This window comes from Streptomyces sp. WM6378 (genome assembly GCF_001279695.1).
Taxonomy (GTDB): Bacteria; Actinomycetota; Actinomycetes; order Streptomycetales; family Streptomycetaceae; genus Streptomyces.
Map to the genome: position 1 here is coordinate 21,467 of NZ_LGDD01000306.1, position 20,388 is coordinate 41,854.

Genomic DNA, 20,388 nt, shown 5'->3' on the forward strand with positions numbered 1-20,388 from the left:
CTCAGTGCTCCCTGACCAGCTCGGCGTACGGTCCCGCGGCGGCGACGAGGTCCTCGTGCCGGCCGCGCTCCACGACGGTCCCGTGGTCGAGCACCACGATCTCGTCGCTGTCGCGGACCGTGCTGAGCCGGTGGGCGATGACGACGCAGGCGCAGCCGCGGCGGCGCAGATTGTCGATGATGACGTGCTCGGTCTCGGCGTCCAGGGCGCTCGTCACCTCGTCCAGGACCAGGATGCTCGGCCGCCGCACCAGCGCCCGCGCGATCTCCAGACGCTGACGCTGGCCGCCGGAGAAGTTGCGCCCGTCCTGCTCGACCCGGCTGTGGATGCCGCCGGCCCGGCGCGCGACGACCTCGTACAGGGCCGCGTCCCGCAACGCGGCCACGACCGCGTCGTCCGGGATCGAGGGGTCCCACAGCGCGACGTTGTCGCGGACCGTGCCCTCGAAGAGGAAGACGTCCTGGTCGACGAAGGAGACCGAGGCGGCGAGCGCCCCGCGCGGAATGTCCTCCAGGCGCTGCCCGTCGATGCGGATGGTGCCCTCCCAGGGCGCGTACAGGCCCGAAATGAGCCTGGACACCGTCGACTTGCCGCTCCCGGAGCCACCGACGAGGGCCACCTGCTGACCCGGGCCGACGGTCAGCGAGAACCCGGTGAGCAGGGGTTTGTCGAGCGGGCTGTAGCCGAAGGTGATGTCTTCGAGCGTCACATGGCCCGTGAGGCGGCGCGTGCTCGCGGCCGGCTCGGGGCGGCTGTGCAGCGCGTCGACGGGGAAGTTCTCCACGTCCTTGAGGCGGGCCACGTCGGCCGCGAAGTCCTGGATGCGGCCCGCCACGCCGTTGAGCCGGGTGACCGGCGCGGTGAAGCGGGTCACCAGGGCCTGGAACGCGACGAGCAGACCGATCGAGATGTGCCCCTCCACCGCCCGCAGCCCGCCGATCCACAGGATCAGCGCACTGTTCAGCGTGGCGAGCGCGGGAGCGACGACCCCCAGCCAGGCGCTCGGCACACCCAGGCGCTGCTGCTCCTCCAGGGTCGTGGCGTGCTGCCCGGCCCAACGCCGGAAGTACCCGTTCTCGCCGCCGGTGGCCTTCATCGTCTCGATGAGCTGGAGCCCGGTGTACGAGGTGTTGGTGAGCCGGGCGCTGTCGGCGCGCAGCTTCTGCGTGCGGGTGGCCCGAAGCCGTACGACGATGCGCATCGCCACCACGTTGAGCAGCGCGATGCCCACCCCGATGACGGTGAGCTGCGGATCGTAGGTCCACAGCAGGAAGGCGTAGAGAAGCACGACGATGCCGTCCACGGCCGCCGCCGTCAGGTCGCGCGCCAGCGTCTCGGCGACCGCGTCGTTGGACTGGAGCCGCTGCACGAGGTCGGCGGGGCTGCGCTGAGCGAAGAAGGTGACCGGGAGACGCAGCAGATGCCGGAAGAAGCGGGCGCTGCTGAGCGTGGAGGAGATGATGCGCCCCCGCAGCAGGTTCGCCTGCTGGAGCCAGGTCAGCACCACGGTGAGCGCCACCATGGTGCCCATCGCCGCGAACAGCACGCCGAGCAGCGAGGTCTGATGACCCATCAGGAACAGGTCGATGTACGTACGGCTCAGGGCGGGCAGCGTCGCGCCGACCGCCACGAGGAGCAGGCTGGCGAGCAGCGAGGCCAGCATGGTGCCCGTGGTGCCGCGAAGGCGCGCGGGCAGCGCGCCCATGACGCCGGGCTTGCGGCCGCCGCGCCGGAAGTCGGGGCCGGGTTCCAGGGCCAGGACGACACCGGTGAAGCTGGTGTCGAAGTCCTCCGTCGGCACGAACCGGCGGCCCTTGTCGGGGTCGTTGATGTGCACGCCCCGCCGGCCCAGGCGCCGTCCCACGCCGTCGTAGACGACGTAGTGGTTGAACTCCCAGAACAGGATCGCGGGCGCCTGGACTTCGGCGAGCGCGGCCGGCTCCATCTGCATGCCCTTGGCCGTGAGCCCGTAACTGCGCGCCGCCTTCAGGACGTTGCTGGCCCGCGAGCCGTCGCGCGAGACGCCGCACGCGATGCGCAGCTCTTCGAGGGGCACGTGGCGGCCGTGGTGGGCGAGCACCATGGCGAGGGAGGCGGCGCCGCACTCCAAGGCCTCCATCTGGAGGACCGTGGGGCTGCGCACGGTCTTGGTCCGCCCGGCCCTGGGTTCCTGTCGGCCGCGTGAACGGCGGCTGCGATCGGGGGAGTTGGCTGGTCGTCGGCGGCCGTGACCGGTGGGCGGGAGCTGTGGGGCGGCGGGTGATGCGTGCGGTGCGGTCACGGGAGCAGCCAATCGATGGGACGCCGGTCGGCCAGGTGGACGGTGCCGGTGGCCAGGGTCATGGAGTCGACGGCGAACGGCGGGCCCCCGGCCGACGACCAGCGGTAGCCGGACTTCGTGCCGGGCGCGGCATCGAGCACTACCTGGACCCCGACGGGCCTGCCGTGCTGCGAGAACTGCTCGGCGAGCTGGGTGTCGCCGAGGAACGCGGCGATCTGCTGCTCGGTCTGCGGAGCCCTGCCGACCGCGGCCACCCGGCCGCGCAGCACCCCGTACTGTTCGGCCGGCACGGACTGCACGGTGAGGTCGACCGAGGCGCCCACGGGGACGCTCGCGACGCTGTCGCCGGGCAGGTACAGCATCACCACCAGAGGGTCGTCGGCGCCGCCGGTCCGCTCCACGCTGGCCACGTTCGCGCCGGTGGCGACGACCGAGCCGATGGTGGCGGAGAGGCTGGTGAGGCGGCCGGCTGCGATCGCCCGGACGGTCCGGTCGCCCTGCGCCGTACGGACCTTGAGGAGCGGGGCGTCGGCGGCGAGGGTCTGGCCCTCCTTGGCGAACACGCCGGTGATCTGGCCCGCGACCGGGCTCTGCAGGACGTAGCTGCCCTGCGCGTGCGTGAGGATGCCGGGTGCGTCGATCGTGGCGGAAACGGAACCCGTCACGGCCCAGAAACAGGCCGCGGCCATGACCACCACAGTGACAAGAAGGACGAGCCTGCCCTGCGGGCGCGCGAAACGCACCGGCAGGTCGAGTTCCTCCGGTGACTGCAGTTTGGAAAGGGCCTGTTGGCGAAACTGCAAGAAACTCTTTCCTTAACCGTGAACCATCCGCAAATCATCCGCAAAGCCCCGGAACCGAGGGGGTTCCGGGGCTCACGCGCGATCTCAGAGACCGGCGACGAGGCCCGTGGCCAGGCCGGTGACGGCGCCGGTGTTCACGCCGGTGACCGAGCCGACGAGGCCCGTGACGGAGCCGACGATGCCGGAGACCGGGAGGATCGAGTCGGCGGTGCCGGTCACGTTGCCGAGCGCGGTGCCGACGAGGCCGCCGGACACGTTGTCGAGGTCGGCGTCGGAGATCTCAAGGGTCTCAACCTGGGGAGCGTTGTTCATGGTGAGTACTGCCTTTCATGGGGACATTTCCTATCGGGAACTCCTTGCCGGGGCTCCCGCAGTGGCCAGGATCAAAACACGCCGAGAGCTTTCACAGCCAATCGCCGAGGGACTGATCAGGGGTTGGTGGGCGCCCTGAATTGCGGTCGCGTGCAGGTGTGTTCATGATTTGGGGTCAGATTCTTCACGAGCTTCACGAGATGAATTCCTGGCGCCCGGTGTTCACTTTTCTCAACTGGGACACTCCCGCCCCAAAGCCCCTGCCGCCGGTCCGGACCCGAGGCCGGTCCGTGACCTCGGTGACGGGGTTGCGCATGGGGTGTGCAGGTTTTCGGAAGGCGGCCCTCCGTTTGCCTGTGAGGCATGCGCCCGGCGCCGGGCCGCGCAGAACAAGCGGCTCAAGCCACCTGCGCTTCATGATCCATAGAGGTACGGTTCGGGACATCTCCCTTCCCAGCGCCCGAGTTGGGGTGGACCGGCCGAGACAGGAGACGGGCCCATGCGTGCCGAGGAGTCCAGCGATGTGGATGCCACGCCCGAAGACGGGCCGTCCGGCGAGGGCATGGAGCCGTGGCCGGTTCAGCTCGCCACGGCGCTGAGCGAGGGGGCCGGGGAGTCGCAGGGGGTGGGCCGGGCAACGGCTGAACTGGCGCGCCTGGAGGGCCGGGTTCCGTTCCGCGTTGTGCACGACTGGCACGCGTCCACGGTCGTGCCGATGCTGGTGGAGGCGGCCACCCGGCGCGGCGAGGACACCGGCGTCCTGGCGGCCGCCGGGCAGCTGCACACCCGGGCCCTGGCGGGCGAGCGGATCGAGGCGGCCGAATGGACGGCCACCCTCGAACCGGCGCTGCGCGAGCTGTACCGCGCCGCCTACCCCTATACCGAGGCACACGCCACCGCTTCCGCGAACGCCCATGCGTACGCGATGGCCAACGACTACGGCGCGGCCGAGGCGACGCGGTTCGCGGCCGGCTACGCGGAGCTCAACACCACGGCCAACGCCCGCTCCTGCGCCGTGGCGAACGCCCTCGCCAACGCGCGGGCCGTCGCGCTCGCCTACGCGGACGCCGACGGGCGGGCCTACGCGGCGACCTACCCCTACGCCCGCGTCAACGCGTGTGCCTTCGCGCTCGCCGGCCCGGACGCAGGGGAGGGCGAGGAAGAGAGCGAGGGGCGGCGGGTGGCTTTCGGGCGGCTGGCCGACGGCTTCGCCGACAGCCTCGCCCGTGTCTGACCGGCCCGAGCCCGGCCCGCTCGCGTCCGAGACAGGCCCCGGCCGCCCTCAGGCCAGCGGACGCTGCCCGTTGATGGCGACGCGGCGGCCGTAGCGCGAGTGCGGGTAGTAGTCCCAGGTCGCATGGTGCTGTACGCAGCGGTTGTCCCAGAACACCAGCGTGTTCGGGGTCCACCGCACCCGGCAGTTCAGGAACGGGGTGCGGGCGATCTGGTCGTACAGCATGGCGAGCAGCGCCCTGCTCTCGGCGCGCGACAGCTGCACGATGTGCGAGGTGTAGGCGCTGTTCACGAACAGCAGCTTGCGGCCGGTGTCCGGGTGGCGCACCACCACGGGGTGTTCGGTCCTGGGGGCGACGTATCCCTCGGGCGGTGTCGCGCCCTGCCAGGGCAGCAGCCCGTCGTGCACGGCGGTGAGCCCGTCGAGCAGGGACTTCATGTGGGGCGACAACATCTCGTACGCCAGATGCATGTTGGCGAACAGGGTGTCGCCGCCGCTGCCCGACTCGGGGGTTCGGGTGAGGTAGAGCAAGGAGCCGAGGGAGGGCTCGGCGTCGGCCGTCCCGTCGGCGTGCCACCCGTTGCCGGCCACCGCGCGCGAGTCCTTGGTGGTGCTGATTTCGAGAACGTAGGGATCGGAGCCCTCGGCGGGCAGCGTCACCGGGTGGAGCTCGCCGAAGTACGAGGCGAGCCGCTTGTGGTCCGCGTCCGACAGCTTCTGGTCGCGGAACACGAGAACGTGGTGAGCGAGGAACGCCCGTCTCAGCTCGCCGAGTTGATCGTCGGTGAGTGCCTTGGACAGGTCGAGCCCGGACACCTCGGCACCGATCAATGGTGTCAACGGGTCGAGGGAGAGGGTGTGGTGAGCCTCCGGCGGGCGGGTGGTGATGCGCTCGATGGCGTCCAGCGCGAACTGTTCCATGTGTCCTCCTGATGGGGGGGTGGGGGCGTCGCTCAAAGCCCCCGCGCAAGCAGATCCGCCAGGATCAGCCGGCCGAAGGCGAGGTTGCCGTGGATGGTGTCGTCGGGCTCGCAGAACTCGGCCCGCTGCACCCCCTGCTCGTCCGCGACGCGAGACCGCAGATCCACGATGTCCACGCCGAGCTCGACGAGAGCCCGGCGGACGGTTTCCTGGGCCGCCATGAAGACGGCCGGGTCGGACAGGCCGGGGACGCGCTGCGGCGGCATCACCGCCAGGACCTTGAGCCCCAGGGAGCGCGCATGGCCGTAGAAGGCGAGCGCGTCGCGCACCGTGGCGCGGATGACGGCGTCGAAGAGGCCGCTCGCCAGGAAGCCCGGAGGGAAGCCGCCGCAGGGGACCCGGTAGATCCGCCAGTTCTCGGTGGTCGCGAGGAAGTGTGCGCTGAACCCGAAGGTGCACACCAGCGGGATCCCGATACGGCCGAGGCCGGTGACACCCAGCCCGGCCAGGAACCTGCGGTAGAGCGCGTCCGCCTCCGCCTTGCGGAAGACGACATCGTCCCCGCGCACGTCGAAGAAGTCCGCGTTGAACTCCCGCCCGGCACCGATCGGACCGCCCTGGAAGGGGATTCCGGCCCCCTTGGCGGCCCGGCCGACCGGCCCGGCGTGTGAATCGCCAAGTAGGAGGAATCTGCAGGGAGTTGATGGCCTATCGGGGGCTGTAGTAGTCGAGTACGGCGTCATCGCACCAGAGGTCCTCTCCCGCTCGGGGCCGGGCGGCGCGGCCCGGGCGGGGCTCGGTGGGGCGCCGGGCGAGCGCGTCGAAGAAGCGGCCCATGACGAAGGCGACGCCCCCGGGGGTGACGGTGCGCAGGTTCGGCTCGAAGAAGGCCGCCTTGAACGGGAAGCCGGTGACGATCTCGTACGCCGGGAAGTAGTCGACGTACGCGCACTCCTCGGCCAGCTGTCCGGCCACGGCCCGCAGTACCGACTTGGAGTACGTCGTCGCGGTGAGCGCGTGGCCCCCGGTGGCCGTCGCCGTCAGCGGCACGGGTGACACGGTGAGCAGGACGCGCAGTCCAGGATTGGCGGCGCGAGCCAGCCCGATCGCCGCGGACAGATCGTGGTGGACCTGGGCGAAGGTGTAGTTGTGGAACACATGCCGTTCGGGGTCGAACGTGCCGCGTATGGTGCCGGGGCACACTGGATGGACCGTGCCGTGTGTGCGGTCCCGCCATGCCTCGGTCAGACCGAGCGTGAAGACGAGACAGCTCGCCTCGGCGACGGCGGCACGGATCGCGGCGAGCGTCGCCTCGCGCGCCGAAAGCACCTCGTCGGCCGAGGCGTGACCGTTGGGTTCGACGCTCGGCCGGAACGCGTCGAAGAAGCGGCCGTCCTCGTGCCAGACCCCCTCGGGCGCCTCGGTCTCGCCGTACGCCCAGCTGAGCCACTGCCGCAGCATCGCGGCGGTGTAGACATGGCCCGTGCGGAACGAGAACACCCCGTAGTGCCGGGCCTGCCGTTCGGCCTCGCTGAGCCCCGGCGGCGCGGGCTCCGCCTCGCGCCAGTTCATGCCCCGCTCGACCAGGGCGCGCCCGATGTGCCGGGCGAAGCACGACCCGGCGGTGAGGACGACGTCGTCCTGGCCCACGGCGAACTTCGGGCTCCACAGCCCGTCGATGTCCAGCGGGTCCGGCTCGGCGACGGCGGTGCGCCAGAACGAGCGGGCGGGCAGCGAAGAGTACGGGTTCATGGGGTGGGCCTCGACTCGTCGGACGAAGGAGACAAAGGAGACAGGGGAGGGGGCGGGGGCTCTGCGTTGATCGCGCGAGCGATGGCTCGCACATGCGGCGACCTCATGAGGCCGTAGTGGGTGGTGTCGAGACACTCGTGGTCGCCGAGGTTCGCCAACTGGTCGTGCCACAGGGCCAGTTGGTGGTCGATGGCGCGGAGGTCCGGGAGGCCGGGCACCGGTCTGCTCGCCAGCCACAGCCTGGTCGGGGTGGTGGGCAGGGGCGGCAGTTCGTGCCGCGCCATACTCGCCAGATTGGCCCGGCAGCAGCGCGCGAGCCGCTCGGCGTACGTCAGCGCCTCCTCGCCCGCGGGAGCCCCGGGGCTGCCCTGGCCCAGCTCGTGGGCGAAGACCGCCTCCAGTTGGCTGCCGTCGTACGCCGCGAAGCGTGGGCCGGCGTCGGGCGGCGGCGGGTCGAGCAGACAGAGCCCTGCGACGGGCCACCCGGCAGCCTCCGCCTCGGCGGCCATCGCGTGCGCGACCCAGGCGCCGAAGGACCAGCCCGCGAGCCGCCAGCGCCAGGGGCCGTGCGGGAAGCGGGCCTGGAGGGCGGCGTGGTAGTGCCGGGCCCGGTCGGCGAGGGACCAGGGCGACGGTTCGGCCGCGCGCAGCGCCGGGTCCGCGATCAGGCAGACGGTGAAGCGCGGATCCAACGCGGAGACCAGCGCCCGGTAGGCCTGGATGTCGCCGCCGACCGGATGCACCAGACACACCACCTCGCGTCCGGTGCCGTGCTGCCAGACCTCCACCGGCACCGGGTCGCTGTCCGGCCCGTCCTGATCGAGCAGGCCGAGGATCTCGGACAGGCTCGCTTCATGGGTGAGTTGGGACAGTTCGAGGTCGATCCCGCAGTGCCGCTTCACCTTGGCGATCAGGTCGAGCATGGTGAGGGAGTCGGCGCCGTAGTCGTAGAGGGAGACCTCCGGATCGAGATCGTCCAGGCCCAGCCACTCGCGCAGCCAGTCTGCGAGCAGCTCGGCAATGGACGCGGTTGCCCCCGGGGCTTCGTCGGCGGGCGCCTCATAGAAGGCCCGAGCTTCCTCAACTGCCGTGGTGGAGATGAGGAGTTGGGGGAGCTGGAGGCGCAGGGCCCGGGCGAAGAGGCGCTGTCCCTCCTTCAGGGTCAGGCCGACCGCGAGGTGGGCCTGATGCCGCCGGTCGGTGGCCAGGGCGCCCCGCGCCATGCCGACCTCGTTCCAGATGTCCCAGCCGATGCCGATCCGTACGGTGCTCTCCGAGGCGTCGCCCCGATGGCGTGCGAAGCCGTCGAGGAGGCCGTTCGCCGCCGCGTAGTCGAACTGGCCGACACCGCCGAACAGAGCCGACATCGACGAGCAGTACGCCGCGAAGCGCGGCCGGTGCCGCGCGATCAGCCGCTCGACGAGGAGCGCGCCACCCAGCTTGGCTGCGGTGGCGGCCCGCATCGCGGCGCCGTCCCGCCCGCCGATGAGACCGCCGCCCGGTACACCCGCCGCATGGACCACTCCGTCGATGCGATGGCCGAGCCGGTCGATGCGGGCCAGGATCGTCCGGGTGTCCTCCTCGGCGAGGTCGGCGGCGATGAGCTCGACGCGGTCCGCCCACGGTGCGAGGTCGGCGGGCAGCCGGGGCCGCCTGGCCAGCAGGACCACCCGGGCGTCGGACTGCGAAAGCAGCCAGGCCGCGATGCCCGCGCCGATGCCCCCGGTGCCGCCGAGGACGAGGTGGACCCCGTGGGCCGCCAACGGCGCGGGGGACGTCTCGGTGGCGGTCACCCCCAGGAGCGCCTGCTGCCACCAGTAGCCCTGCCGCAGCGCCAGCCGTCGCGGCAGTGCAACCCGGTCCTCGGCGAGCACCGCCACAAGCAGCGCCGCCCACTCGGCGAGATCGCCGTTCGGCAGATCGAGCCAGTGGCAGTCCACCCCGTACTCCTGTGACCCGACCTCGCACGCCCCGGCGAGCAGCCCCAACTCCGGCCGCCGTACGTCCATTTCGACGGGCTGGGCCTGGTGGGAGAGCCACCAGAGCCGCACGCGGTCGGCGCCGGGGAAGCCCGCCAGTGCCTGGAGGAGGGCGGCGGGCGCGTCGAGGCAGGCCCGGCGGGCGCGCTCCATCGTGTCCGCGCCGACCTCCCCGTCGACGGCCAGCGGCAGTGCGTGCAGCCAGTCGATACGCTCCCCGCCGGCGTCCGGCAGCGCGTCGAGCAGCCGCCGCAGCGACACGGGGTCGGTCGGGTCGACGCCGAAGCGGTCGTCGGCCAGCCGCGCGAACGCACCGGCCGCCTCGACCCGTACGACCCGGCCGCCGCCGGTATTCAGGCCGCGCAGCGCCTCGGCCGCCAGCGGGCCGGCGGCCACCACCACGAGCAGCCCGGGTGTCCCCGGCTCGGGTACCGCGCGGCGGCGTCGCACCCAGTGCGGCTGGTGCAGCCACGCGTCCTCGGGCAACCGCTGCGGCCAGGGCGCGGGCTCGGCCGCCGCCCGAGGCTGCTGCGGCCCGGACTCGGGCGCCGCCCGGCGGAAGTCGTACTCTGCCAGATCGAAGGCGGGCGGCGGGAAGTCCCAGGGCGCCTGGGCCGGCCCGGACGGCCACGCGAGGGCGTCACCGCCGAGCCAGGCGGCCACCAGTTCCGAGGGTGCCGATTCCTCGGCCCGGCGGGTCCGCCCGCTCGGCACCGGGTCGACCGCGGCGGCCGTTCGCAGCCAGGTCACCGCGGCGGCCGCATCCGTGCACAGCGCCCCCGCCCGGTACCGATGTGCCGGCCGCCCGGCCTGAAGGTGGCGCAGCACCTGCCGGTATGCCTCGGGTCGGGATTGAAGGTAGTCGGCGATGCGCTCGGCATCGATGCGCAGCGCCGCCTCACTGCGGCCGGAGAGGAGGAGGACATCATGCCCGCGGGTACTCAACTCCCTTGCTGGTTCGGCGTGTTCGAGGATCAGGTGCGCATTGGTGCCGCCGATGCCGAAACTGCTCACCGCCGCCACCCGGGGCCGGTCGGCGGGCCAGGGCCCGGCCTGCGTCGGGATGTGGAACGGGGCGGCCTCGGCACCGATCCGCGGATTGATCCGCCGGAAGTCGGCGGTCGGCGGGATCACGCCGTGGTGGACCGCGAGCGCGGCCCGCACGAGGCCCACCACGCCCGCCGCCGCGCCCAGATGCCCGATCTGGCTCTTCACCGACGAGAGTGCGCAGCGAGCCCCTTCGGCGGGGTCGAGGTCGTACGCCTGGCGCAACGCGCCGACCTCGACCGGGTCGCCGAGCCGGGTGCCGGTGCCGTGCGCTTCGACGTAGCCGAGGTCGGCGCCGGTACGGCCGCTGCGGCGCAGCGCGTCACGGATCACCCCGCGCTGCCCCGCGAGCGAGGGCGCGCTGTAACTGAGCTTCCCCGCACCGTCGTTGTTGAGCGCCGAGCCGGTGATCACCGCGTACACCGTGTCGCCGTCGCGCCGCGCGAGCCGCAGCGGTTTCAGCACCACGACGCCGACCCCGCTCGCACCGACGGTGCCGTCGGCGTCGTCGCTGAACGGGCGGCAGTGGCCGTCGGGGGAGAAGATGTGCTGCGGCCGGTACGGGTAGCCGTCGCCGAGCAGCGTGTCGACCAACACCCCTCCCGCCAGCATGAGTTCGGCCTCTCCCTGGCGCAGCAGACCGGCGGCGACGTGCACCGCGACGAGTGAACTCGCGCAGGCCGCCAGCACGGTGAAGGCCGGGCCCGACAGGTCGAGGTGGTAGGCCACCTTGGTCGCTAGGAAGTCCTTGTCGTGGTGCAGGGCCAGCTGGAATCCGTCGGGCAGCCGCTCGGGATCGGCCTCGCGGAGCAGGGACTGGAAGTACGTGTTCTCGCCGCAGCCCGCGACGATTCCGATGCGCCGCTCGCCCGGATCGGCGATCCCGGCGTGGGCCAGCGCCTGCACGGAGCTCATCAGGAGGTGCCGCTGCTGCGGATCCATCAGGCGGGCGTCGTGAGGGCTGATGCCGAAGTGCTCCGGATCGAAATCGAGCAGCCCCGCCATCTGGCTGCGGGCTCCGACCAGCCCCTCGGCGGCGTCGAAGTGCTCGATGCCGCGCCCACCCGACGTCACCAACTCCCAGAAGGCGCCCAGGTGTTCGGCGCCGGGCAGCCGCACCGCCATGCCGACGACGGCGACGGGTTCGTCGCCCGGGTCCCTGCGGTCGCAGCGCCGCGCGATCCCAGGCCGGCCCGGCGCGGCAGGTTCCGCGCGCCCGTCGAGGAAGCCCGCGAGGTTCCGTATGGTCACGTGCTCGAACAGGTCCGCGATGGTGAACTGCGGGCCGGGCTCGGCGGTGCAGCGCAGCTGGAAGCGCATCAGGTCCAGGCTGGACGCGCCCGCTTCGAAGAACCGCTGCTCGGGGCCGACCGGCCTGCCGGTCACCTCCTGGAACAGCTCGCTGAGCCGTGCCTCGCGCGCCGACCGGGCAGGTGCCGAGGCGGCGCGCGGGCGCAGCTCCTCGCCGGGCGCGGACAGGGCCGTACGCCGGTCGAGCTTTCCGCTCGGCGTCAGCGGCAGCGCGTCGAGCCGCCGAAAGCGGTCGATGCGTACGTACGGGGGGAGCAGCGACGCCACATGGCTCGCGAGGCTCTCCGGCGTGGGCGACTCGCCTCGGCACTGCAAGCAGGCCACGAGGCGTTCGCCGTCGTGCACCACCACCGCGTTGACGATGCCCGGATGGCGAAGGAGCGCCGACTCGATCTGGCCCAACTCAAGGCGGTGGCCGCTGAGTTTGATCTGCTGGTCGTCGCGGCCCAGGTAGTGGAGTAGGCCCTGGCGGTCGAAGCGGGCCAGGTCGCCGCTGCGGTAGAAGCGGCCGAGGCCCGGCAGCTCGACGAAGCGGGACTCGTTGAGCGCGGGGTCGCCCAGGTAGCAGGGCGCGGCCATCGGTCCGCCGATGAGGAGACGGCCGGGCGCGCCGGGCGGCACGGCCTCGTCGTCCTCGTCCACCACGCGCAGCCGGGCCCCGGCCACGGGACGGCCGATGGCGGGACGGGCCGGCCACTGCTCGGGGTCGCCGTCGAGGCACAGGGTGCTGACCACATGCGTCTCGGTCGGCCCGTAGTGGTTGAAGAGCCGCGCGCCGGGCATCCCGGCGAACCATCGGCGCATGGCGTCGGTGCACAGCAACTGCTCACCTGCGGTGACCACTTCACGCAGCCGCGACGGGTACTGGCCGAGCCGGACGCCGTGTTCGGCGAGGAGTTGCAGGGCGACATAGGGCAGGAAGATCCGCTCGACGCCGGCCGAGTCGAGCTGGTGGAGCAGGGCCGGCGCGTCCTGCCGCAGGCCCGGCCGGACCAGGTGCAGGGTGCCGCCGCCGCACAGGGTGGTGAAGACCTCCTGGAACGACACGTCGAAGGACAGCATGGAGAACTGCTGCGTGACGGCGCCCCCGGCGAGCCCGCCCGCCTCGCTCTGCCAGTGCAGCAGGTTGCACAGGGTGCGGTCGGGTACCTGGACGCCCTTGGGCGTGCCGGTGGACCCCGAGGTGAACAAGGTGTACAGCGGCCGGACCCCGTCGTGCGACGGCGGCGCGGGAGCCGGAGCGGTCGACAGCGTGACGGCGTGCCGTAGGAGTCCGGCGGGCGCGACCGCGTCGACGGCGGCCTCGCCGGCCGGCGCGACCAGGACGCACAGCGGCCGCACCTGGTCGAGGACCTGCCGCAGCAGCGCCGGGGGATAGGCCGGGTCGAGGGGCACGATCGTGAGGTTGAGCCTCGCGAGCGCGAGCAGCGCGACGACGTGCTCGACCGACGGCTCGAAGTGCAGCGCGACACTGCTGGACGGTGGGGGCAGCGGGAACCGGGCCTGCAATTCCGACGCCAACGCGGCCGCATATACGTCGAGTTGGCGATAACTGACGGTGCGTTCTCCGGTGACGAGTGCGGTCGCGTCGGGTGCGAGCCGGGCCTGGCGGGCGAAGCCCTCGGCGATCGTGGTGAAGGAGAGGGGTGTCGCGGGACCGGTGCCGGGGTCCGGCAGGCCGCGCCGGTAGGGGGCCACCAACTCCGCCAGGGTCGGATCGCCGCGATCGGCGGCCAGGGCGTCGAGGCCCCACCCCAACAGCTGGGCCATCGCGCGCACTTCGGCCTCCTCGAAGTGGCCGTCGGCGTACTCCCACAAGCAGTCGAGGCCGCTCTCGTGCTCGATCACGGACAGGGTCAGGGGGCACTTGGCATCGGCCGGGGCGACCCACTGCGGTCGGGCCTCGCAGCCGGGCAGTGCCAGCGCGCCGAAGTCCGTGTTTTCGAGTACGAACATGAAGTCGAAGGGCGGGTCGTCGGGGCGTGCGCCACGGTCGGTCAGGACGTCGGCGAGCGCCACGTCCTGCCGGTCGAGCACGGCCTGAATGTCGGCGGCCTGCCGGGTGAGCTGCCGGCGCAGGGTTGCACGCGGCGCCGAACTGGCGGGCAGGAGAACGGTGTTGGCGAACATTCCCACACTGTCCTCGAACTCCCGCACCGGCCTGTTGGCCACCGGCCCCGCGATCCTCGGGCGAGTGCTCCCCGTCACCCCGTACAGGCTCCACGAGAAGACGCTGAGCAGGATCTGGAAGCGCGTGAGCCCCAGCTCGGCGCTCAGCCGGTCGAGGGTGGCACGACGCCCGGGATCGAGCGAGGAGTGCAGCAGTCGGCCGGCGGAGTGGGGGCGCGGTGGTTCCAGCGGCGCGTCCTTCGGGCCGTCGCCACTGAACTGCCCTGCCATCGCGGCGCGTTGGGCCGCATAGGCGGGGCTCGCGAACCAGTCGGACTGCCAGACGGCGTAGTCGAGGGGTGTGGGGGGAGCCTCCTCGTTCGGCATCGGCTCCCCGGTCAGCGCGGCCGCGTAGTCGGCCGACAGCTCGCGGAAGAGCACATTGAGCGACCAGCCGTCGACCGCGATGTGGTGCAGCTGGAGCAGCAGGACACGGCCGTCGCCCTCCGGCAGCAGGCACGCCCGCATGAGGCGCGGATCCGACAGGTCGAACGCGGTGGAGAAGAGCTGGTCGGCGAGGGCGCGCCAGTCGGGGGCCGCGCCGACATCCGGCTCCAGCCACGGGTCGTACGCCTCCGAGACCTGCTGCGTCAGCCCCTCGGGCGTGGGCGCGAAGGCGGTGCGCAGGGCGGGATGGCGGGCCACGAGCCGGCACAGTGCCCGCCGTAGCGCGGCGGTGTCGAGCACGCCGTCCAGACGGAAGGCGAGGCCGACGTTGTACGCGGTGGAGCGTGGGTCCCGCTGTTGCAGCAGCCAGAGCCGCTGTTGCTCGGAGGTGGCCGGAGCCGAACGCGCACCCGCGGGAGCGGCGGGCACCGGATACGGCGACTCCTGCGGGCGGCCCGGGCTGATCGCGGCGGCCAGTTCCGCGAAGTCGCCTCGCAGAACCACGGACGGGGGCAGTTCGCAGCCCCACCGGTGCCGGATCTCGAAGCGAAGGCGCAGCGCCTTGAGGGAGTCCCCGCCGTTGGCGATCCAGCTGTCGCCGAGCCGCAGCCCGGGCACGTCAAGGATGCGCGAAGCGATGTCAAGTACCGCTTGCTGATGGGGAGTTGCCGGTACCGGCGCTGCCTCGGCACGCCAGGGTGGGGTTCCGGCGGACAGAAGTGCGGCCTGGTCGACCTTGCCGTTGGCGTTGAGGGGCAGCTCGTCCACCAGATGGACCCGGTGCGGTCGCATGTAGGACGGCAGGCCGTCGGCGAGGTGCCGGGTGAACTCGGCGTACGACAGGTCGGCTCCGAGCACCACATAGGCGAGGAGCTCGTTCGCGCCGTGGTCGGCGTCGCGGCGCGTGCAGACGTAGGCCCGGCGTACGGCGGGGGGGCCGACGATCCGCCGTTCCAGCTCGCCGGGTTCGATGCGGAAGCCGCGCACCTTGACCTGCCGGTCGGCGCGTCCGACATAGCTGAAGCTGCCGTCGGCGTGCGGGCGCACCAGATCGCCGGTGCGGTAGTGGCGGACGCCGCCGAGCCACGGCAGCCGGACGAAACGGCGGGCGGTCTCGTCGGGAAGGTTGCGGTATCCGACGGCCAACCCCTCCCCGGACAGGAGGAGTTCGGCCACCTGACCGGGCTCCGCCGGCCTGGTTCCGTCGACCACCGCCACCGCGGAGGTGCCGGGCAGGGCGCGCCCGATCGGCACCACCTGGTCGTGGAAGTCGCGGGGGATCGGGTGGATGAGGGCGAAGGTGGTGGACTCGGTGGGGCCGTACACGTTGTAGAGCCGGGTCGTGCTGTCGGCGTTGTCGCGGTACCAGCGCCGGATCAGCCCCGCGTTGAGCTGCTCGCCGCCGACCAGTACCTGACCCACCCCGGCGAAGCAGTGCGGCATCCGGTCGACCACCGCGTTGAACAGCGCGACGGTGATGAACGCCGTGTCGATGGCCTGTGCCTCAAGGGCTGCCGCGAGAAGGTGCGGCGTCTGGCAGGTCTCGTCGTCGAGGATCACACAGCGGCCGCCGGTCAGGAGCGGGACCCACACCTCGAAACTCAGCGCGTCGAAGGCGGGGTTGGAGAGGCAGGCGTAGCGCGCGTCGGCGCCGAGCTCGATGTAGCCGGGGCGTGCGAGGCGAAGGATCCCGGCATCTCGCACCTCGACGCCCTTGGGGCGACCGGTGGTGCCGGAGGTGTAGAAGAGGAAGGAGGGGGAGGGCGACTCCGGGTTCGGATCGTGCGGCAGGCCGTCGGGTCTGCGTCCGTCGCTCTCGTTCAGCAGAACGTCGACGCTCAACTGGCGCACGCCATCGGGTAGTTGCTCTCCGTCGCTGTGAATCACCGCCACGCTCGCCGAATCGGCGAGGATGTGGTCGCGGCGCTCCGGCGGGCTCTGTGCGTCGAGCGGTACCACCACCGCGCCCAGCCGCCGGATGCCGAGCATGACGCAGACCAGCTGCCAGGAGCGCGGCAGGCGCACGGCCACGGCCTGGCCCGGTCGCAGCCCGCGACGGTGGAGGGCCCGCGCGAGGGACGCGCTCGCGGTGTCGAGCTCCGCGTAGGTGAGGGACCGCTCGCCATCGACGACGGCGACCGCGTCCGGGGTGCGGCGCGCCTGTGCGAGCACGCTTTCAGCGAGGCTCAGGGAGGGGGACGGGGCGTCGTCCGGTCTGGCTGCCATCATGACTCCTGGGCGCTGGCCGAGGCGGACTGCCGGGTGGCAGAGGGGGGTGGGGGAGCCGTGCCGGTACGCATTCGCATCAGCTCGGCGTCGATGAGCGCTGCCACTCGGGGCAGTGCGGGGTGCTCCAGGACCTCCCAGTGGTCGCAGTCCAGCGGCTCCACGACGAGGCCGCCCCGTGTGCGGCCCGCCCAGAACTCCCGTACTCGGCAGGGTGATTGGGGATCCTGAGTGCCGCCCAGGGCCTGCATCAGCACCACTCGGGCGGTGGTCGGCGCGGGCCGGTGGTCGCGGGCGGTCAGTCGGTTGTGGTTGTAGAGGTGGAAGTACTGGTCGATCTGGCGGTCCTCGATGCCGGGGTACATCCCGTTGAACTTGACGAGCTTGTCGCGGAACTCGGCCATCTCCACCGGCTCCACCAGCGCCTGCGCCACCGGATCGTCCGTGGCCTGCGTGTCGAGCAGGACGACGCTCAGCTCGGTGTGCCCGGCGAGCGCGAGTCGGCGGCCCATCTCGTGGGCGATCAGGCCGCCGTAGGAGAGGCCGGTCAGGACGAGCGGCCCGTCGGTGAGGGGCTCGATGAGGCGGAGATACTCCTCGGCCATCGCCTCGACCGTGGGCAGGAAGGCTTCGCCCGGGTTGACCCCGGGCGACTGGATTCCGTACGCGCCGTACGAGCCCGGCAGCGACTTGGCCAGCGAGAGGTAGCAGAAGGCGGTGCCGCCCGCCGGATGGACGCAGACCACCCGCCCGGCGCCGTCGCCAGCGCGGAACTCGATCAAGTTGCTCGGCGGCGGACCTGTGACGCCCTCACGCAGCCGTCCGCCGAGCGCCTCGATGGTGGGGTGCTGGAGGATGTCACGCACCGGCAGGGTCTCGCCGAACGCCTCGCGGATCGCGTGCGCCAGCTTGATCGCTGAGATCGAACTCCCGCCGATGTCAAAGAAGTTGTCACCGATTCCGATCTCGTCCTGCAGCAGCAGGCGTTGCCATATGCGATAGAGCGTCAGCTCGATGTGGTCGCGCGGGCTCGCCCCATTGACCTGGGTGGGGCCGCCGGCGTGGGCGAGTTCGAGCAGGGCCGTGCGGTCGAGCTTGCCGTTCGGGGTCTGCGGCAGCCGAGGCAGTTCGATGAAGAGCGCCGGGATCATGTAGTCCGGGAGCCGTCGCGACAGGGCGGCGCGCCATTCGGCGGGCAGGCGCGGCTCGCCCCCGCTGCGGCCGACGGCGGCGACCAGGCGCTGTTCGCCGGTCGCGACCCGGTCGGCGAACACCGCGGCCTCGTACACGCCGGGCTCCTCAAGTAGCGCGGTCTCGATCTCGGCCGGTTCGATGCGGAAGCCGCGCAGCTTGAGCTGCTCGTCGCCGCGGCCGACGTACTCGGCGTTGCCGTCCGGCAGCCAGCGCGCCAGGTCGCCCGTGCGGTAGACGCGCGCTCCGGGGACGAAGGGGTCCGGCAGGAAGCGCTCCTCGGTCAGTCCGGGCCGGCCGAGGTAGCCGCGGGCCAGGCCCGCGCCGCCGATGTAGAGCTCGCCCGGCACGCCGATAGGTACCGGTTCGAGGTGCTCGTCGAGCAGGTACACCCGGGTGTTCGCCAGCGGCTTGCCGATGGGGCACTGCCGGGCCAGGGGCTGCGGGTCGAAGTAGGCGGTGCTGTAGAGCGTGGCCTCGGTCGGCCCGTACCCGTACAGGACGCGCAGCCCCGGCAGCGCCTGCGTCATGCGGTGCAGGGCCCGCTCGGGCAGGGACTCTACGCCGGTCAGGAGCCGGCGCAGCGCGAGGCCGGCGAGCCGGGTACCCGGAACCTCGTCGATCCACTTGACGAAGGCGGGCGGCAGGAAGGCCTGCGTGATGCGGTGGGTGCGCAGCCAGTCCATGAGCGCCTCGGGATCGCCGCGCAGCTCCTCGGGCACCAGGTGCAGGGCGGCCCCGGTGGTCAGCGGCAGCAGGATCTCGTGCACCGAGGCGTCGAAGCCGATGCTCGACCACATGGATGCCGCTTCGCCGGGGGCGGCGCCCATCCGGTCCAGCCAGTGGTCGAAGAGGTTGACAACGTTGCCGTGCGTCACCGCGACGCCTTTGGGTCTGCCGGTCGAGCCCGAGGTGTAGATGACGTACGCGAGGTCGTCCGGGGCGACCGGGACGCGGGGCGGGACGTCGCCGAGGCCTTCGGCTTCGACCGCAGGCAGCGACTGCCAGCCGTCCGGGGGCGCCGCCGCGTCGCTCAACACCAGGGCCGGGGCGGCGTCGGCGACCAGGTGGGCCAGGCGTCCGGCAGGCAGCCCCGGGTCGAGCGGCAGGTAGGCGGCGCCGGCCTTGAGGATCCCGAGGACGCCCACCACCAGCTCGGCCGAGCGCCCGGTGTGCAGGCCGATCAGCTGATCCGTACGGACACCACGGGCGATCAGCGCGTGTGCCAGCCGGTTGGCGCGGCGGTCGAGGCTCGCGTAGTCGAGCCGCTCGCCGCCGCTCCGCACGGCCAACTGCCCGGGTCTGAGCCTTACTTGATCCTCGAAGCGTTCGATCAGACTCGTCCGGGACACCGGACGGGCCGTGTCGTTCCAGTCCACGACGAGTCGCCGGCGCTCCCGCTCGTCGAGCAGGGACAGCGTGGCCGCTTCCCGCTCGGGGGCCTCGACCATCTGCTGAAGAACACGCTTCAAATGACGGGCATAACGTTCGGCGGTTTCGGCGTCGAAGAGTGCCTCGGCGTAATCCAGCGTGCCGACCACCCGCCCGTCCTTTTCTCCCAAGGACAGTGCCAGGTCGAATTTCGCGGCGGTGGCCGGAGAATCCAGCCGAGCCACGTCGATGCCCGGCAGTTTCAACTCGCCTTCTTCATTGTTCTGCCAGGCGAACATGGTCTGGAAGAGGGGAGTGTGGGCGAGTGTGCGGGGCGGATTGACGAGTTCGACGACCTGCTCGAACGGCAGATCCTGGTGCTTGAGGGCCGAGAGCGCCACGCCGCGTACGCGGCCGAGCAGCTCGGCGACCGAAGGGGCGCCGGAAAGGTCGATGCGCAGAGCAAGGGTGTTGACGAAGAGGCCCATGAGGCCTTCGAGTTCGACGCGGCGGCGATTGGCGACGGGCGTGCCTATCACCAAGTCGCGTTGTCCGGAAAGCCGGGAGAGAACCAGGGACCAGCCGGTCAGCACGGTCATGAACAGAGTGCTGCGTTGACGTCGGCTGAAAGCGACAAGTGCGGCGGTCAATTCCTCGCCGAAGGCGATCCGAACCTGTCCGCCGGTGTAGTTCTGCTCTGCCGGACGCGGTCGGTCTACGGGAAGTTCCAGCAGCGCGGGAGCACCCTTCAGGGCCTCCTGCCAATAGCCGGCCTGCACGGTCAGCGCGCCCTCGGACAACAGTCGACGCTGCCAGGCGGCATAGTCCGCGTACTGCACGTCGAGCGGTGGCAGCGGGTCGGGGACGCCCTGGGTGAACGCGGCGTACAGCGTGCCCAGTTCACGGGTGAACACGCCCATGGACCAGCCGTCCGAACTGATGTGATGCACTGTCAGAAGTAAGGCGTGTCTGTGTGGTCCCAGGGTGACCAGGAGCCCCCGGATCAGAGGTCCCCGCTCCAGGTCGAAGGGGGCGGCCGCTTCCTCGCGCTGAAGCGCGGCGAGCTGTTCGTCCGCGTCGGGCAGGCCGGTGAGGTCGTGGCGCCGCAGGGCGAAGCCCGATTCGGGTGGGTCGACTCGCTGGAAGGCCTCGCCCGCCACCGCGACCAGGCGGGTCCGCAGCACTTCGTGCCGGGCGACGAGCGCGTCGAGCGCTCGGCCCAACGCCCCCTGGTCCAGGGCGCCTTGGAGCATCAGCGCGAGCGGCATGTGGTACGCCTCGCTCGCGCCCCGCAATTGCGACAGGAACCACAGCCTCTGCTGCGCGAAGGACGGGACCAGCGGTGCGGCGCGGTCCACCTTTGTTACTGCCGAGTTCTGTGAATTCCGCGCGTTCGGCGCGTGG

Annotated in this window: 9 protein-coding genes; 1 reads left to right on the forward strand and 8 read right to left on the reverse strand. The window is 71.8% G+C overall.

Annotated features, from left to right (window positions below; genetic code table 11):
- Position 1: 1 nt before the first annotated feature.
- The 3 genes from ADK54_RS27895 to ADK54_RS27905 form a co-directional block, all read right to left on the reverse strand.
- Positions 2–2,281 (reverse strand): NHLP family bacteriocin export ABC transporter peptidase/permease/ATPase subunit, encoded by a 2,280-nt coding sequence (locus ADK54_RS27895; protein ID WP_053728497.1) that lies wholly within the window; start codon positions 2,279–2,281, stop codon positions 2–4.
- Entirely contained in the window at positions 2,278–3,084 is an 807-nt protein-coding gene (locus ADK54_RS27900) for an HlyD family efflux transporter periplasmic adaptor subunit (protein ID WP_053728498.1), read from the reverse strand. Before ADK54_RS27900 ends, ADK54_RS27895 begins: the two co-directional genes overlap by 4 nt.
- A gap of 84 nt (positions 3,085–3,168) precedes the next feature.
- Positions 3,169–3,396, reverse strand: coding sequence for a hypothetical protein (locus tag ADK54_RS27905; protein ID WP_053728499.1), 228 nt, complete (start codon positions 3,394–3,396; stop codon positions 3,169–3,171).
- A 499-nt stretch (positions 3,397–3,895) separates the two neighbouring features.
- Between ADK54_RS27905 and ADK54_RS27910 the strand changes: the two genes are divergently transcribed.
- The gene (locus ADK54_RS27910) at positions 3,896–4,630 is read left to right on the forward strand and encodes a hypothetical protein (RefSeq protein ID WP_053728500.1); all 735 of its coding nucleotides are present in this window, start codon (positions 3,896–3,898) and stop codon (positions 4,628–4,630) included.
- A 48-nt stretch (positions 4,631–4,678) separates the two neighbouring features.
- Here the strand turns inward: ADK54_RS27910 and ADK54_RS27915 are convergent, their stop codons facing one another.
- From ADK54_RS27915 to ADK54_RS27935, 5 genes are read right to left on the reverse strand one after another with little or no spacing between them, the layout of a single operon-like run.
- Positions 4,679–5,551 (reverse strand): TauD/TfdA dioxygenase family protein, encoded by an 873-nt coding sequence (locus tag ADK54_RS27915; RefSeq protein WP_053728501.1) that lies wholly within the window; start codon positions 5,549–5,551, stop codon positions 4,679–4,681.
- Positions 5,552–5,583: 32 nt separating this feature from the next.
- Entirely contained in the window at positions 5,584–6,294 is a 711-nt protein-coding gene (locus ADK54_RS27920) for a hypothetical protein (protein ID WP_199827040.1), read from the reverse strand.
- Positions 6,260–7,303 carry a GSCFA domain-containing protein gene (locus ADK54_RS27925; protein WP_053728502.1) on the reverse strand — a complete coding sequence of 348 codons (1,044 nt, stop codon included), beginning with the start codon at positions 7,301–7,303 and terminating at the stop codon, positions 6,260–6,262. The genes ADK54_RS27920 and ADK54_RS27925 overlap by 35 nt, the downstream gene beginning before the upstream one ends.
- The gene (locus ADK54_RS27930) at positions 7,300–16,425 is read right to left on the reverse strand and encodes a non-ribosomal peptide synthetase (RefSeq protein WP_078966687.1); all 9,126 of its coding nucleotides are present in this window, start codon (positions 16,423–16,425) and stop codon (positions 7,300–7,302) included. Before ADK54_RS27930 ends, ADK54_RS27925 begins: the two co-directional genes overlap by 4 nt.
- Entirely contained in the window at positions 16,422–20,342 is a 3,921-nt protein-coding gene (locus ADK54_RS27935; protein ID WP_063802069.1) for a non-ribosomal peptide synthetase, read from the reverse strand. Before ADK54_RS27935 ends, ADK54_RS27930 begins: the two co-directional genes overlap by 4 nt.
- Positions 20,343–20,388 lie beyond the last annotated feature (46 nt).